This is a genomic window from Colidextribacter sp. OB.20 (genome assembly GCF_009911595.1).
Classification (GTDB): Bacteria; Bacillota; Clostridia; order Oscillospirales; family Oscillospiraceae; genus Lawsonibacter.
On record NZ_QWKG01000039.1, the window covers coordinates 22,592 to 37,764 of the forward strand.

Genomic DNA, 15,173 nt, shown 5'->3' on the forward strand with positions numbered 1-15,173 from the left:
CGTTCATAAATGCCCGGATTCCGGCGGGCGGACAATGTCCGCCCCTACAGGTCAGCGGTGCTTGTTGGTAATGGTGTATTCCCAGTTGCCGCTCTCCAAATCCGTGAACTGAACATAAAGGGATACCTTGTTGTCCGCGTTCAGGCTGTTCCAGATTGTGTCGGTCAGCGAGTCGATATTAAACTGCGTGCCGAGTTCCACCAACCGCGGCTCGCCCTGGAAGGAGGGCAGGGGGTCGCCGTCGCTCTGATAGGTGTGGATAAAGTGGCCTGTGCCGGGGACGGGAGCGTCGTACTCGAAGAAGTACCGGCAGCAGCAGGAGGGGTCGCCGTCCATGCTCTTGAGGATGGACAGGTTATAGGTGCCGTCGGGCTTCATCACCCCGGAGATGCGGGGGGTCCAGTTGGGACCGTCGGGCTCGAATTTCCGGGTATTCAGGGCGTGGCGGTAGCAGTGGCCCTGGGCGATGTGGTCCCGGATGGTGTCGGTCTGGTCGCCGTTGGTCACCACCAGCAGTCCGTTGGGCAGCAGCCGGACGGGGTGGTAGATAATCAGGGAGGGGTCGGTCATCTTGGACTCGTCAAAGGCTCTTGTCCGGATGCCGTCCTCGGTGTTTTCGAAGATGCGGTTGCGGCTGTTCTCGCTACGGCCCATGATGAAATAGGCGATAACCGCCTGGTTGTTGGCCGTGCGGCCCATGACGATGCCCCGGCCGGGGTAGGGGTTTTCAGCGAGATAGGTCATTAAATTGGTCAGCTTCATATATTAACCCTCCTCATATGCGCGGTCCATCCAAGCCCAGAGAGGGCCGCTGGCTCCGCACTCCGGGCAGGTACAGGTTCCATACAGATAGGGCAGCCGGGGCAGGAGCTCCCGGTCGCCGATGGCGGTGAGCAGCTTCTGGAGCCAGACGCCCTCCTCGTCCAAATCGCCCGGCGTCACAAACTCCGGCTCCTCCTCCAAAGAAAAGTCCATACACTCCTCGTACCAATCGCACTCGGGGCACATGGCGGGCAGCTCGTCCCAGGGGGCACAGAGGAAGAGGTACCAGGCGCGCTTCCGGTCCCACAGCAGGGCCAGAGCGGAGTTGGCAAAGAACAGAGGCAGGTCCTTGGGCAGTGCCTTGATCTCCTCCATGTGGTGCTCCACCAGCTCTCTGACCTTCTGAGCCAGAGGGGCCAGCCCCTCGTGGAACTCCCGAAACTCCTCAGAGTCCGGGGAGAGGGACACCTGGGCCTCGGCGGCCACGGCGGGGCCCATCTGGGCGATGAGGTAGAGCTTTTCCTCCACGCTCAGCTTTTTGCACAGCCGGGCCACGTGGGGCAGGGCGTAGGCGGTGGCGCTGTACCAGCTGAGCTGGTGGCTTGTATTGTCGGCAAGGAGGTCCACGTTTTCCCGAAAATCGCCCTCTCCCGCCATCAGCCGGCGCAGACAGTCATCGACGCGTCCGCCCGCTCCGTGGATTGCCTTCCAGACTGGGTTATTCAAGTCAATCATACAATCACATGTCCTCCTATTATTTTTACGGTGCGTCCTTCTACCTTCAGATTATCCCGGCACAGCAGGTCCACCGCCTTGGGGAGGAGCTTCCACTCACACTCCTCCATCACCCGGCGCTGGAGGCTCTCCGGGGTGTCCCAGGGCAGGATGTCGATGGCCTTTTGCAGGACGATAGGCCCCCCATCCGGCTCTGCGGTTACCAGGTGGACGGTGGCGCCGGTGACCTTCACCCCGTATTCCAGGGCCTGCTCGTGGACGTGGAGGCCATAGGCCCCCTTTCCGCTGAAGGAGGGGATCAGGGCGGGGTGGACGTTGAGGATTTTGTTGGGGTAGGCCTGGACGATCTCCTCGGTGAGGATGGTCATAAAGCCGGCCAGCACCACGATATCCGCCCCCATCTCCTGGAGGAGGCGCACCAGGGCCTTGGTGTAGGCCTGGTTGGAGGGCCAGTTCTTTCTGGGCAGGACGTAACCCGGGATGTTGGCCTGCTTGGCCCGCTCCAGGGCGTAGGCCTCCGGATTGGAGGAGACCACCATGCCGATCTCTCCGCCGTTGATCTCTCTCCGGGCCTGGGCGTCGATAAGGGCCTGAAGGTTGGTACCGCCCCCGGACACTAAAACGGCGATATTTTTCATCACAGCAGCTCCACGCCGGCGTCCCCGGCCACGATCTCGCCGATGACCCGCGCGCCCTCTCCCTCGCTGTTAAGGGCGGCAACGGCCTTGTCCACATCCTCCTTAGCCACCACCAGCACCATGCCGGTGCCCATGTTGAAGGTATTGAACATGTCGTGCTCCGGAATATTCCCCAGCCGCTGGATCATCCGGAAGATGGGGTCGATCCACAGGGCGGATTTGTCGATTTTAGCTGTCATTCCCTTGGGCAGGCAGCGGGGGATGTTCTCATAGAAGCCGCCGCCGGTGATGTGGCTGACGCCGTGGACCTGGGCGGCCTCAATGGCGGCCAGGACAGGCTTGACGTAAATTGCGGTGGGCTGGAGCAGGACGCCGCCCAGCTCACCCCCCAGCTCCTCGCTCCACTCGTCCAGCTTGGCGTGCTCGATGTTGAACACCTTGCGCACCAGGGAGAAGCCGTTGGAGTGGATTCCGGTGGAGGGCAGGGAAAGGATGACATCCCCCGCCTTTACCTGGCTGGGGTCCAGCATCTTCTCCTTGTCCACAATGCCCACGGCGAAGCCGGCCAGATCGTAGTCCTCGGGGGCCATGAGGCCGGGGTGCTCGGCGGTCTCGCCGCCGATGAGGGCGCAGCCCGCCTGGACGCAGCCCTCGGCCACGCCGGAGACGATGGAGGCCACCTTCTCGGGCTCGTTTTTGCCGATGGCGATGTAGTCCAGGAAGAAGAGAGGCCGTGCGCCGCAGCAGATGATGTCGTTGACGCACATGGCCACGCAGTCGATGCCGATGGTGTCGTGCTCGTCCATCAGCTGGGCCAGGCGGATCTTGGTGCCCACGCCGTCGGTGCCAGAGACCAGCACCGGCTCCTTCATGCCGGCCAGGTCGGGGGCGAACAGGCCGCCGAAGCCGCCGATGCCGCTGACTACTCCGGGGATCATGGTGCGGGCCACGTGCTTCTTCATCAGCTGTACGCCCTTGTACCCGGCCTCAATGTCCACACCGGCGGCGGCGTAGGACGCGGAATGGGAATTTTCCATAATAGAAGGAACCTCCAATCATTGTAAATGCAGTGTAGGGCGGGACGACCTCGGCCCGCCGTGTATCCGTGACGGCGCGCCGGGTCGTCGCGCCCTACAGAAGCGGATTTACTCCTTCCCGCTCCAGCAGTAGGTGCATACCTTGTCCCGGTCGATGCCGATGGCCTCCAGGAGGCCGTCCAGAGACTGATAACCCAGGGAGTCGAAGCCGAATTTCTCACAGATGCTCTTCAGCATGCACTGGCCCCGCTCCGTCCCGGCGTCGGCGTACTCCTCCAGATGCTTCTGGCCCTCGTCCCCTTCCAGCTCCTGGATGGTGCGCCGGGCGAGGAGGTCCATGTCGGAGTTTCCCCGGGAAAAGTTCAGATACTTGCAGCTGTACATAATGGGGGGACAGGCGGAGCGCATGTGGACCTCCCTGGCCCCCGACTCGTAGAGAAATTCTACCGTCTCCCGCAGCTGGGTGCCCCGGACAATGGAGTCGTCCACAAAGAGCAGCTTCTTGCCCTCAATCAGCTCGGGCACCGGGATCTGCTTCATCTTGGCCACCTGGTTGCGCACGTCCTGATTGGCGGGCATGAAGGACCGGGGCCAGGTGGGGGTGTACTTCACGAAGGGCCGGGCGAAGTGGGCGCCGCTCTGGTTGGCGTAGCCGATGGCGTGGGGTATGCCCGAGTCGGGGACGCCGGCCACATAGTCCACATCGGGGAGGGTGCCCCGTTTCTTCTCGTCCCGGGCCATGACCGCGCCGTTTTTGTAGCGCATAACCTCCACGTTGACCCCCTCGTAGTTGGAGTTGGGGTAGCCGTAATAGGTCCAGAGAAAGGCGCAGATTTTCATATCCTCCCCGGCGGGGGAGAGGACCTCATAGCCCTGGGGGCGGATGCGGACAATCTCCCGGGGGGCCAGTTCATAGGCGTCGGCGTAGCCCAGCTTGTGGTAGGCGAAGGACTCGAAGGAGACGCAGCAGCCCTTTTCGTTTTTTCCGATGAGGACAGGCAGACGGCCCACCCGGTCCCGGGCAGCGATAATCTCCCCCTGGTCGGTGAGGATGAGCAGCGTGAGGGAGCCGTTGATCAGCTCCTGGGCGTGGAGAATACCGTCAACCAGATTGTCCTTCTGGTTGATGAGGGCGGCGGCCAGCTCGGTGGAATTGACCTTGCCCGAGCTCATAGCCATGAACTGGTGGCCGTGGTCGGAGAAGTATTGGTCAACCAATTCCTCGGCATTGTTGATAATTCCCACAGTGGTGATGGCGTACAGCCCCAGGTGGGACCGGACCAGCAGGGGCTGGGGGTCGGTGTCGCTGATGCAGCCGATGCCGGAGCAGCCGTGGAAGTCGGCCAGGTCCTTCTCGAACTTGGTGCGGAAGGGGGTGTTCTCGATGGAGTGAATCTGCCGCTGGAAGCCGTCCTGGGCGTCGTGAATAATCATGCCGCCCCGGCGGGTGCCCAGGTGGGAGTGGTAGTCCACCCCGAAAAAGATATCAAGGGAGACGTCCTGTGTGGAGACGGCTCCAAAAAAACCACCCATTGGTGTTCCTCCTTAATTTCAGGCCCTCAGCTCCGCCTGGAGCTTGGCCTCCTTCTCGGCAATCTGGCCGGCCATTTTCTCCCGGGCCTCGTCCAGCTTGGCGGCCAGGGCGTCGTCGGAGACGGCGAGGATCTGGGCGGCCAGCACGGCGGCGTTTTTGGCCCCGTTGATGGCCACGGTGGCCACGGGGATGCCGCTGGGCATCTGGACGGTGGCAAGCAGGGCGTCCAGGCCGTCCACAGCGCCCCCCTTCATGGGGATGCCGATGACGGGAAGGGTGGAATTGCCGGCGAAGGCCCCGGCCAGGTGGGCGGCCATGCCGGCGGCGCAGATCAGCACGCCAAAGCCGTTTGCCCGGGCGCCCCGGGCAAACTCCGAGGCGGCGGCGGGGGTGCGATGGGCGGAGAGAATGTGTGCCTCATAGGGGATGCCGAACTCCTCCAGCTGGGCGCAGGCCCCCTTGACCACCGGCCAGTCGGAGTCAGAGCCCATGATAACTGCTACTTTCTTCATCAGTAAACACTCCTTTTTTCATCCAAAAAAGCGCAGGCTACCTGTGGGGAGACAGATAGCCTGACGTATTATGGGGCGGATTTAGACGGATTGGGGCCGCGAAAATGACGGAACTGGAAAAAATACCGCACATCGGCCCCCCCTTTCTGTCGTAGAATACCATTTTATAGGAAAGCTTGGAGTTTGGCAAGAGGCGGAGCAAATTTCGTAGGCTTGTACAAGAAAGAAAGCCTATAACAGTCCCGCGGTGGTGAGGATGCGCTCTACCTCCCGGGTTCGGTTGGACCAGGCGGCCTGGACGGCCTGATCCCTTCTGCGCTGGGAGACGAAGCCAGGGGCCTCCTCCAGGGCGTGGGCGCACAGGGTGATAAATTCCTCGGGGTCCCGGGCATTGTAAACCACGTCGGGAAAGCGCTCTACCTGGCCGGGCCACAGCATGGTGACCACCGGCTTTCCGGTGGCCAGGTATTCGTAGAGCCGGGGGGAGGTCACGTCGTTATAGGGCTGGTCCTCCCGGAGCAGGTCGATAAGCACGTCGCAGCGATAGAGCCAGTCGGGAACCTCCGACGCCGGCCGGGGGCCGGGGAAAAAGACGTTGGACAGCTTGTTCAGCCGGTTGAGGAGGGGATTGTCCTCCTCAACGGCGCCCATCAGAAGAAAGCCCCAGTCCGGCCGGGCCTGGGCGGCGTGGAGCACCGGAGACAGGTCCAGAGAGGCCCGGATGGTGCCGCTCCAGCCGATGACAGGGGCGGTCACGCCGGGAAGCGGATCGATGCGGGAGACATCGGAGGTAAAAAGAGGCAGGTTAATCCCGTTGGGCAGCAGGGCGATATTGCTGCTGCACGGGGAGAGCCGGTCGGCAAGCAGGGGGGAGGCGGTAAAGACCACGTCCGCAGCCTGGGCCAGGCTTCCCTCCCAGTGGGGAGGAAAGTCCTCCCAGTCCTGATCGCAGTCATAGACCAAAGCGCTGTACTCCAGCCGGTCCAGCAGATGGACTTGCCGGGGGTGGGTGGTCCACAGCAGAGGGGCGGTGAACCGGCGGCTGCGGGCGGTGCTCTGGATAAAACGGGCCACCTTGTTCCAGGCCATTTCAAACAGGAGCCGTCTCCTCTCGGAAATGGGGAAGGGGATGGGGGGCAGGCTGTAGACCATCACGTTGGGCCGGACCCGCCTGCCCTTCTGCCGGAAGCTTCGGTCCTTCCGGCTCTGGGCCGGGGAGAAATATAAAATTTGTGCGTCCCTGAGCCGGGAGATCAGCTGCTGGGTGCGCCCGGGCAGCTGGTTTGACCAGGGCTCACTGGAAAGACAGAGGATTTGCTTCAAAACGGGACCTCCAATATGCAAGGATCATAAAAACAGCGTTGACTTATACCGCTTTATACTCTATTATAGTCATGGAATGGAGCGCCGTCAAGACGGCCGGTTAACATAATTTAAAAGGAGGGAAACGTATGCTGGATACCCTGCAGCAGCTGGACGGCCAGCTGCTGGTGGCCATTCAGGGCCTGCATCAGCCCTGGCTGGACCCTGTTGTGTCCTTTTATACCAAGCTGGGGGACGCAGGGCTGCTGTTTATCGCCCTGTCTCTGGGCATGCTGATTTATAAACCCACCCGGAGGGCGGGGCTGCTGGCTCTTTTTGCCATGATTCTGGGGCTGCTGGTGACCAACGTCACCATCAAGCCCCTGGTGGAGCGGGCCCGGCCCTGGCTGCTCTGGCCCATTGAGCCGCTGGTGACGGAGAAGGACCCTAACTCCTTCCCCTCGGGTCACACCTGCGCCGCCTTCGCCGCGGCCATGGCCTGGGCGCGGACTCTGCCCCTGAAGCGGGACCAGGTCATTGCAGTGGTGATGGCGGTGCTGATGGGGCTGTCCCGGCTGTATGTGGGGGTGCATTACCCCTCCGACGTGCTGGTGGGGGCGGTTATCGGCTCCCTGTGCGCCTGGATCGCCTGGAGGGCATTTCAGGTCTGGGAGGAACGAAGGAGCCGAGTCTATTGACTGCGGAAGCAGCCGCCGGACGCCTGCGGGCGTTCGGCGGTTTTTCATGCCTAAGACAGGCTCTTGTTGGGGGGATAGCCCACATATTTTTTATAGACCTTGTTGAAGTATTTGTAGTCGGAAAAGCCCACCATCTCGGCGATCTCATAGAGCTTCCAGCTCCCCTGCTTCTGCAGCTCCACCGCCCGGGTGATCCGGTAGTGGTTGAGGAAGTCGTGGAAGGTGTAGCCCACCTCGGCCTTGAATTTGGCGTTCAGGTGGGTGCAGGAGATGTTCAGCTCCTGGCTCAGGTCGGTGAGGGAGATGCGCTCGGCGTAGTGCTCCTGAATGTATTGCAGCATCCGGGCGGCGTAGCGGTTGGTGAGGGCGGCGGGGTCGATGTCCGGGACCAGGGGAGGGGAGGGCTGCCCCTGACTCTCCTGCTGGCGCTGCTGCCGCCGGGCCACGATCTTCTGGATGCACCCCCGAAGATCGTGAAAGTCCACCGGCTTGAGCAGGTACTCCACCACCCCCAGCCGGATGGCCTGCTGGGCGTAGTCAAACTCGCTGTAGCCTGAGACCACGATGGCGTCGAAGGAGCACAGCTCCAGCCCCTGCCGGAGCATCTCCAGCCCGTCCATATCGGGCATCCGCACGTCGGTGACCACCACGTCCGGGTGGAGCAGGCGGATTTTCTCCAGCCCCTCCCGGCCGCTGGCGGCCTCATCAGCCACGACGCACCCCGCGGCGGTCCAGTCCATTTGAAAGCGAAGTCCCCGGCGGATCAGATCCTCATCCTCCACCAGTAAGACCTTGAGCATGCTTCAGTCCTCCATTTCGTAAGGCATGGTCAGGGTGACGCAGGTGCCCTGCCCGGGGGCGCTGTCGATGGTCAGGCCGTACCGGGGTCCGTAGAGCAGGGAGGTCACCTTCTGGATATTGTATAGGCCGATGTGCTTCACAATGCCGCTGTCCAGCTCCAGGGTAAAGCTCTCCCGGATGGCATCCAGCCGCCCGGGGGAGATGCCCGCCCCGTTGTCCCGGACGGTGAAGCGCAGGTCGTCCCCCAGGCGCTCCGCCGCCACCCGGATGTCCAGCGTCTGGCCCTGGACAAAGCCGTGCCTGATGCTGTTCTCGATGATAGGCTGGAGGAGCAGCTTGGGCACCTGGCAGTCCAGCAGCTCGTCTGGGATACTCAGCTCGAAGCGCAGGGCGTTGTTGTACCGGATCTTCTGGAGCAGGAGATAGTCGTTGACATACTCCACGTCGGTCTCCAGGGATACCTTGGTGTGGCCGTAGTTGATGCTGTACCGCATGAGATTGGCGAAGGACAGGAGCATCTCAGAGGCGGTCTCCGGATCCTCCCCGATCTGATACCGTACCGTTTCCATCACGTTGAAAACAAAGTGGGGGTTGAACTGCTCCTCCAGCTGCCGGACCTCCATCTGCCGGCGGCGGTCTAACAGCTGGTTGTTGTTGCGTACCAGCTGCTTGAACTGGCTGTAGAGCTCCTGAGACTCCTCCGAGCACTGGGAGGAGAGCTCATAGCCCATGTCGTCGTGGTGCAGAGCGGCCACCGCCCTTGTCAGCTCGCCGATCTCCCGGGCGTTGCGCCGGGAGAAGACCCGGGTCAGGATGACGATGAGGACAAACAGGAGGACAAAGAGAAGGGAGAAGAGAAACAGGCTGAACCCCAGGGCCCTGACCTGGAACTCCAGGGAGGTCAGGGTATAGACCTGGAGCTTCTGAGGGGTGACGGTCTGGGGGCAGATGTAATAGTAGTTCCCGTCCGGCAAATAGATGCCCTCCCGGTCCGCGTTCAGGACATATTTGCCCGAGGGCAGCTTGTCGGCGGGGTCGGACTTCAGGTCCAGGGTGGTGTAGATGATGTTGTCATAGGCGTCGGTGATGAGGACATCCTGAGACAGGCCCCGAATGTAGCTGGAGAAGCTCTCGCTGCGCAGGTTGAAGAAGAGATAGCCCGCCGTCTCCCCATCTGCTCCGGGCACCGTGCGGCAGAAGGAGTAGCAGCACGCCTGATCGCCGGTGAGGGGCGCGGCGCACACAAAGCACAGCAGCTGGTCCGGCGACTTGTCCAGCCGGGAGGCTGCGCTGCGGAGGAAGGGGGAGTCGGCAAAGATGGTCTGGTTGCGCTGGTTGAAGCTGGAGCAGACAATCTGCCCCTCCCGGTCGATGAGGCAGAAGTAGGGGCGGAAGGTCTGGGCGTTGGCGAAGCGGTAGAGGGCCTCGCTGGCGGCGGCCAGGCCGCTGGAGCCGTCCCCGGCCAGGGCGCTGCGGAGGGCGGGCAGCCGGACCAGGGAGTCCATCTCCGACTCACAGGCGTCATACTGGTCGGACAGGGCCTGAGACAGGATGGCGTTGCTGTTCCGGTTGGCCCGCACCACCACCGAGGAGAAGTTCAGCAGGAAGCCCCCCAGATAGAGCAGCAGAATTACAGTGACAAGAAAAGCGGTGTAGCAGAGGAAGGATCTGCGCAGCTGATCCTGAAATTTGAGCCGTGCCATCCCCATCCCTCCTGATTTGGCTGATGCTCTCAGTTTATCACAGTTCCGGCCGTTTGGCAAAGGGTTTCCGGGCCGGGAAACAGAGAGGGCCGCCCGGACGGACGGTCCTCTCTGAGGGGTGATCTCCTGCCGGCTACACGCTGACATCCTTGCCCCCCGAGACCTTGAAGAAGATCAGCAGGGAGATGATGGAGGTGAGGGTCAGGATGGTGGAGTAGGCGGCGGCGTTGCCGAAGTTGCTCCGGATGACCTCGGAGTAGATAGCTACCGTCAGGGTCTTGGTGCTGCTGTTGTGGAGGATCACCGAGGAGCTCAGCTCGCTGATGAGGGTGATCCAGCTCATGATGGCCCCGGAGAGCACGCCGGGCAGCATCATGGGGACGGTGACCCGGAGGAAGGTCTTTACCTGGGACGCGCCCAGGCTGATGGAGGCCTCCTCTATGCTGGGGCTGATCTGTCCGATGATGGCCGTGCTGGAGCGGATGGTATATGGCATACGGCGGATGGACAGGGAGATAATCATCACCAGGGCGGTGCCGCCCAGGAAGAAGGGGGCGCCGTTGAAGGCGTAGATGAAGGAGATGCCTAAGACGGAGCCGGGGATAATGTAGGGGAACATAGTCAGCACGTCCAGGACGCCGGTGAGAGTGCTGCGCTTGCGCACGCTCAGGTAGGAGATGAGAATGCCGCAGACCACCACCACCACAATAGCCTCCAGGCCGAACAGGTAGGTGTTTTTGATAGCCATCAGGTTCCCCTTGGAGAAGATGCTCCGGTAGTTGTCCAGGGTAAATTCCCCGGTGAACAGAGAGCCGTTGATGGTGCCGATGAAGGAGGTGACAATAACGGTAATCTGGGGCAGGGCGGCCACAAAGGTCACCAGGTAGACCACCAGATAGGCGGTTATCTTTCGCCAGCCGGAGGCCTTCTGGGCCTCCATGGGCTTGAGGGCGGTCATGGAATAGGTGAACCGCCGACCCAGGAACTTCTGGATAAAGAAGAACATCAGGGCGATGATGATGACGATGATGCACATGGTGGCGGCGAAGCCGTCGTTGGTGCCCACCTCGCCCATGAACTGGGTGTACAGCATCTGGGGGAAGGTGCGGTAGCCCTCGCCCATAATCATGGGGGTGCCGAAGTCGGAGAACACCCGCATGAACACCAGCAGCATCCCCGCCAGCAGGGAAGGCATCACCAGAGGGAAGATGACCTTGGTCACCCGCTGAAAGGCGTTGCAGCCCAAACTCTCCGCCGCCTCGTTCAGGGAGTTGTCCAGGTTCTTCATGGCCCCAGACACATACATGTAGATCAGCGGGAAGGACTGGAGGGAGAACACCAGGATAATGCCGGCGAAGCCGTAGATGCCCCGGAACTTGATGCCCAGCAGGGCGTTGATGATCCGGGTGATAAAGCCGTTGCGGCCCAGCAGCTGAATCCAGGCGTAGGCCCCGATAAAGGGGGGAGAGAGATAGGAGATGACGATGAGGATGTTGAGCAGCTCGGAGCCAGGGATCTTGACGCTCCGCAGCAGGTAGGCCATGGGCACGCCGATGAGGCAGGACACCAGGGTGGAAATCACCGTCACCTGAAAGCTGTTTACCAGGGCGCTCCAGTAGTACTTTTTGGTGAAGAATTTTACGAAATAGCTCAGGTCGATCCCGTCTCCCGTGAGCAGGCTCTTCACAATCAGCATCCCGATGGGGAAGATGACAAACAGCAGGAAGGCCGCCAGCAGGAGGAGGGTAAGCACCGTCCAAAGGTTAAACTTTTTTTCTCCGGCGTATCTCATCGCAATTCCTCCCGAATGACCAGGGGGGTGCTGCCGTCTGCGGTAAAGACGTTGATCTTCTTCTCCTTCACCGTGAGCCGCACCTGAGTTCCGTCTGGGATGATCTCCCACAGCTCGTCGGAGTGCTGAATTACCTCCACCTCCTTGCCGCTGGGCAGGGTGAGGAAGTAGTGGGTGGCGGTGCCCAGAAAGACGCTGCTCTGGATGGTGGCGGGGATGCCCGTGTCCGTGCCCGTCTCCATGATAAATTCCTCGGGCCGGACCGCCGCCAGAACCTCCTGTCCGTCGGCCGTGGAGGGGTCCAGGAAGGGGATGGCCGCCTGATAGCCGCCGTCCTCCCCGAAGCACAGCACCGCCTCGCCCCCGGTTTGCTTCACCCTGGCGGGGAGGAAGTTGGACAGGCCGATAAAGTTGGAGACAAACTGGTTTGACGGGCGCTGATACACCCGGGAGGGGGTGTCGATCTGCTGGATGACCCCGTTGTTCATCACCGCCAGCCGGTCGGACACCGCCAGGGCCTCCTCCTGGTCGTGGGTGACATAGATGGTGGTAATGCCGATCTGCTGCTGGATGCGGCGGATGGCGTTGCGCATCTCCACCCGCAGCTTGGCATCCAGATTGGACAAGGGCTCGTCCATGAGCAGCACCTGGGGCTCGATGACGATGGCCCGGGCCAGCGCCACCCGCTGCTGCTGTCCGCCCGAGAGCTTGGCGGGCATCCGGTCCTTCAGATGGTCGATCTTGACTACCTTCAGGATGTCGTCAACCTTTTTCTGAATTTCCTGCTTGGGCAGCTTCCGGTTTTTCAGGCCGAAGGCCACGTTGTCAAAGACGGACATGTGGGGGAACACGGCATAGTTCTGAAAGACCATGCCGATGTTCCGTTTGTTGGTGGGGATGTCGTTGATGACCTGGTTGTTGATCTTAAAGGTGCCCCCCTCGATGGTGTTGAAGCCGATGATCATCCGCAGCAGGGTCGTCTTGCCGCAGCCTGAGGGGCCCAGGAGGGTAAAAAACTCTCCCGGCCGGATATCCAGGTCCAATCCGTTGATGATGGTGTCGTTTCCAAATCGTTTGACTGCGTTTTCAATGGAGATCGTCGCGCCCATGCTCTCTCATCCTTCCTTGTGGCTTTGCACAAGGGGCCTGCGATCAAGACCGCAGGCCCACTTGTCGCGTGTTTTGATTGGAACTTGTACCTCTGGTTAACCCGCGTCTACCAGATACTCGGTGTAGCGCTCAGTGATCTGGGCCTTGTTGTCGGCCACCCACGCGCCGTCGTAGGAGTCCAGCTCCTTGATGTCGGCCCAGGGGGTCAGGGTGTCGCTGAGGGTCGCGCTGCCGTTCAGGGGACGCACAGTGGTGTTCTGGCCTACATAGCTCTGGCAGGTCTCGCCCAGCATGTAGTCCACAAACTTCTTGGCGTTCTCCATGTTGGGGGCGCCCTTGATAATGGACACGCACTGGCCGGACATGAAGGTGCCCTCCTCGGGGAATACCACCCGGACGTTGACGCCGTCACGGACATAGGCGGCGGCGGGGTCCTCCCAGGTCAGACCCACTACGTACTCGCCCTCGGCCACGCCGCGGTAGACCTGAGAGGAGCTGCTCAGGCTGACGCCGTCCAGGTTGGCGATGAAGCCCTTGGCCCACTCCCAGGCCGCGTCGGACATGGGGTCGCCATTACCCATGGCGTAGAGGCCGGCCACCAGGCAGTTGAACGCGGAGCTGGAGTTGACAGGGTCGCCGGCGGCGATCTTGCCCTTCAGGGCGGGGTTGAGCAGGTCCTCAAAGCCATTGACCTCGATGCCGGCGGCCAGGTCGTTGTTTACGATAAACACAGGGGGATCGCAGAAGGCGGGGGCGGAGTAGCCGCTGGTGTTCTTGTAGCCGTCCATCATATTGGCGTCCTCCGGGGAGACGTACTTCTCAAAGTAGTCCACATAGCCCCGGAGCTGAGGGCCGTCGGCCGCCCAGCAGATGTCGCCCTGGGGATTGGCCGCCTCAGACTGGACACGCTTCAGAATCTCGCCAGTACCGCCGGTGACCACCTCCACGTGGATGCCGGTGTCGGCCTCAAAGTTCTCGATGACCGCGTTGTTCAGACTCTCGCTCCGGGCGGTGTAGACCACCAGAGTGTCGCTTCCGGAGGGGGTGGAGGGCTTCTGGCTGCCGCTGGCGGAGCCGGGATTGCTCTGAGCCCCCTGATTGCTTTGGTTCCCCTGGTTCTTGTTTCCACAGCCAGCCAGGAGCCCAAATGTCAAGACAAGTGCAAGCGCAAAAGCAAGCTTTCTTTTCATCGTAAAAACCTCCTAAAAAATGATTGGGTATCGCTATAGTTATTGTACATATTTTTCACAAAAATGAAAATCCCAAAAAACACAACTTTAGTAGTAAAATATAAAACAGCCGCCCATAACGAAGATTCTAAAAAAGACTCTTTACATTTTAGAAAAACCTGATATAATAAAGAAGCTGTCTAGATACAAGGTAGATGTTTGATATCTGGGCCTGTAGCTCAGCTGGGAGAGCGCACGGTTCGCATCCGTGAGGTTCGAGGGTTCGATCCCCTTCAGGTCCACCAAATAGAAAATCACCTCAGTGAAAGCTGGGGTGATTTTTCTTTTGACCACAGAAATACCACAGACGGGTTTCAAAAAATTTTCGGGCGGCGGGCTGTCACGTAGGCCTGCCGCCCTTATTCATTGGATATGGCGATGCAATCTTTGCGGTGTACATCGACATTACGGAAGCACAAAACTGCCGGTTGTTTTTCCATCCACTGCAAAGGAGAAAAAGGCGCCTTGGCTGATCGCCGCAACATAGCCGCCCTCAGTCCAATCAAAGCCGTCCTGCTCCTTCAGCAGCTTCAGCGTCTCCCGCAGCTGGAGCATGGCGGCGAAAGCGTGCTTGCAGGGGTAGCCGCAGTAGCAGCTGCAGGTGAGATTTTTGATCTCTCCGCCGCCGTAATCAAACTCGATCTCGTAAGGGGAAGTGCCCTCCGCGATTCCCCGCCCATGGCCGTGGTCTATGCAGAGGTAGACCACCCGGTTCTCTGTATAGTAGTCGTGTCCACGCTCCGCAATGGCGCCGGTGACCTTCATCCCGCTGAGGTCATCCAACCGGAAGCCGTGGTCATCGCTGCCGGACACGTAAACGTCGTCCTCTTTGTCCGGGGCCTTGAACCAGGTGATAATTTTCTCGTAGGGGATCGTTTGGGGATCAAAGGCCACCAGGTGGGAGCCGGCCATGCGGAGTTCTCCGGAGATGTGGGTGTCCGCCAGGGCGATTACCCGCTTGTAATCGGAGAGCTTGATTTTGAAGCTGTAGTTCACAGCGGTCACACGCCCCCGCAGGCCCTCCAGCTTGCCGTCCACATAGACGGTATCTCCCACCTGGAGGTCGAACTGGTCGTTGTAGTAGGATAGATTCATCCCCCGCTTGGGAAAATAGACCTGTACCAAGGATTTCCTCGGCGCAAAAGCCGAGGTCTCCTCCTTGGGCTGGGTAATATTGTCGGCATCGCCTTGAATCTCATTCAAAAAGCCGATTTTATGCTTCATAGGATATCCTCCTTTTGATATGGCAATCAATAGTAGAAAAGGAGAAAAAAGAGACAAAAAGCAAGAGAAGAAAAGATAAGAAAGAAAAGTCCAGAA

At 60.6% G+C, this 15,173-nt stretch carries 14 protein-coding genes and 1 tRNA gene; 2 read left to right on the top strand and 13 right to left on the bottom strand.

The genetic code is table 11. The features are described 5' to 3' along the window. Positions 1-51: 51 nt before the first annotated feature. From D1641_RS10780 to D1641_RS10810, 7 genes are all read right to left on the bottom strand, one after another. The gene (locus tag D1641_RS10780) at positions 52-762 is read right to left on the bottom strand and encodes an IMP cyclohydrolase (RefSeq protein ID WP_160665531.1); all 711 of its coding nucleotides are present in this window, start codon (positions 760-762) and stop codon (positions 52-54) included. A gap of 3 nt (positions 763-765) precedes the next feature. Continuing rightward, positions 766-1,497, bottom strand: a complete 732-nt coding sequence (locus D1641_RS10785; RefSeq protein ID WP_160665533.1) for a hypothetical protein — start codon at positions 1,495-1,497, stop codon at positions 766-768. Next, entirely contained in the window at positions 1,494-2,135 is a 642-nt protein-coding gene (purN, locus tag D1641_RS10790; RefSeq protein WP_160665535.1) for a phosphoribosylglycinamide formyltransferase, read from the bottom strand. The genes D1641_RS10785 and purN overlap by 4 nt, the downstream gene beginning before the upstream one ends. Beyond that, a complete protein-coding gene (gene purM, locus D1641_RS10795) occupies positions 2,135-3,172 on the bottom strand; it encodes a phosphoribosylformylglycinamidine cyclo-ligase (RefSeq protein ID WP_160665537.1) in 1,038 nt (345 codons plus the stop codon). The genes purN and purM overlap by 1 nt, the downstream gene beginning before the upstream one ends. Before the next feature lie 108 nt (positions 3,173-3,280). Then, a complete protein-coding gene (locus tag D1641_RS10800; protein ID WP_160665539.1) occupies positions 3,281-4,705 on the bottom strand; it encodes an amidophosphoribosyltransferase in 1,425 nt (474 codons plus the stop codon). 18 nt (positions 4,706-4,723) lie between these two features. Then, the gene (gene purE, locus D1641_RS10805; protein ID WP_160665561.1) at positions 4,724-5,221 is read right to left on the bottom strand and encodes a 5-(carboxyamino)imidazole ribonucleotide mutase; all 498 of its coding nucleotides are present in this window, start codon (positions 5,219-5,221) and stop codon (positions 4,724-4,726) included. A gap of 228 nt (positions 5,222-5,449) precedes the next feature. Next, a complete protein-coding gene (locus D1641_RS10810) occupies positions 5,450-6,541 on the bottom strand; it encodes a glycosyltransferase (protein ID WP_160665541.1) in 1,092 nt (363 codons plus the stop codon). 128 nt (positions 6,542-6,669) lie between these two features. Between D1641_RS10810 and D1641_RS10815 the strand changes: the two genes are divergently transcribed. Beyond that, positions 6,670-7,218 carry a phosphatase PAP2 family protein gene (locus tag D1641_RS10815; RefSeq protein ID WP_160665543.1) on the top strand — a complete coding sequence of 183 codons (549 nt, stop codon included), beginning with the start codon at positions 6,670-6,672 and terminating at the stop codon, positions 7,216-7,218. Between the two features lie 50 nt (positions 7,219-7,268). Here the strand turns inward: D1641_RS10815 and D1641_RS10820 are convergent, their stop codons facing one another. From D1641_RS10820 to D1641_RS10840, 5 genes are all read right to left on the bottom strand, one after another. Next, the gene (locus tag D1641_RS10820) at positions 7,269-8,018 is read right to left on the bottom strand and encodes a response regulator (protein WP_160665545.1); all 750 of its coding nucleotides are present in this window, start codon (positions 8,016-8,018) and stop codon (positions 7,269-7,271) included. A 3-nt stretch (positions 8,019-8,021) separates the two neighbouring features. Then, complete coding sequence (locus D1641_RS10825) at positions 8,022-9,722, bottom strand: histidine kinase (RefSeq protein WP_160665547.1); 1,701 nt, start codon at positions 9,720-9,722, stop codon at positions 8,022-8,024. A 133-nt stretch (positions 9,723-9,855) separates the two neighbouring features. Next, complete coding sequence (locus D1641_RS10830) at positions 9,856-11,514, bottom strand: iron ABC transporter permease (protein ID WP_160665549.1); 1,659 nt, start codon at positions 11,512-11,514, stop codon at positions 9,856-9,858. After that, positions 11,511-12,623 carry an ABC transporter ATP-binding protein gene (locus tag D1641_RS10835; protein ID WP_160665551.1) on the bottom strand — a complete coding sequence of 371 codons (1,113 nt, stop codon included), beginning with the start codon at positions 12,621-12,623 and terminating at the stop codon, positions 11,511-11,513. The genes D1641_RS10830 and D1641_RS10835 overlap by 4 nt, the downstream gene beginning before the upstream one ends. Positions 12,624-12,719: 96 nt before the next feature. Then, entirely contained in the window at positions 12,720-13,814 is a 1,095-nt protein-coding gene (locus D1641_RS10840) for an extracellular solute-binding protein (protein WP_160665553.1), read from the bottom strand. A 207-nt stretch (positions 13,815-14,021) separates the two neighbouring features. Between D1641_RS10840 and D1641_RS10845 the strand changes: the two genes are divergently transcribed. Then, positions 14,022-14,098 (top strand) — tRNA-Ala (locus D1641_RS10845). Positions 14,099-14,258: 160 nt separating this feature from the next. Here D1641_RS10845 and D1641_RS10850 read toward each other — a convergent pair. Continuing rightward, positions 14,259-15,077 (bottom strand): SWIM zinc finger family protein, encoded by an 819-nt coding sequence (locus D1641_RS10850; RefSeq protein ID WP_160665555.1) that lies wholly within the window; start codon positions 15,075-15,077, stop codon positions 14,259-14,261. Between the last annotated feature and the right edge of the window lie 96 nt (positions 15,078-15,173).

Coding starts and splice junctions, on each gene's coding strand:
- D1641_RS10780 (WP_160665531.1), bottom strand. CDS start 762: ATGAAGCTGACCAATTTAATGACCTATCTCGCTGAAAACCCCTACCCC.
- D1641_RS10785 (WP_160665533.1), bottom strand. CDS start 1,497: ATGATTGACTTGAATAACCCAGTCTGGAAGGCAATCCACGGAGCGGGC.
- purN (WP_160665535.1), bottom strand. CDS start 2,135: ATGAAAAATATCGCCGTTTTAGTGTCCGGGGGCGGTACCAACCTTCAG.
- purM (WP_160665537.1), bottom strand. CDS start 3,172: ATGGAAAATTCCCATTCCGCGTCCTACGCCGCCGCCGGTGTGGACATT.
- D1641_RS10800 (WP_160665539.1), bottom strand. CDS start 4,705: ATGGGTGGTTTTTTTGGAGCCGTCTCCACACAGGACGTCTCCCTTGAT.
- D1641_RS10815 (WP_160665543.1), top strand. CDS start 6,670: ATGCTGGATACCCTGCAGCAGCTGGACGGCCAGCTGCTGGTGGCCATT.
- D1641_RS10820 (WP_160665545.1), bottom strand. CDS start 8,018: ATGCTCAAGGTCTTACTGGTGGAGGATGAGGATCTGATCCGCCGGGGA.
- D1641_RS10825 (WP_160665547.1), bottom strand. CDS start 9,722: ATGGCACGGCTCAAATTTCAGGATCAGCTGCGCAGATCCTTCCTCTGC.
- D1641_RS10830 (WP_160665549.1), bottom strand. CDS start 11,514: ATGAGATACGCCGGAGAAAAAAAGTTTAACCTTTGGACGGTGCTTACC.
- D1641_RS10835 (WP_160665551.1), bottom strand. CDS start 12,623: ATGGGCGCGACGATCTCCATTGAAAACGCAGTCAAACGATTTGGAAAC.
- D1641_RS10840 (WP_160665553.1), bottom strand. CDS start 13,814: ATGAAAAGAAAGCTTGCTTTTGCGCTTGCACTTGTCTTGACATTTGGG.
- D1641_RS10850 (WP_160665555.1), bottom strand. CDS start 15,077: ATGAAGCATAAAATCGGCTTTTTGAATGAGATTCAAGGCGATGCCGAC.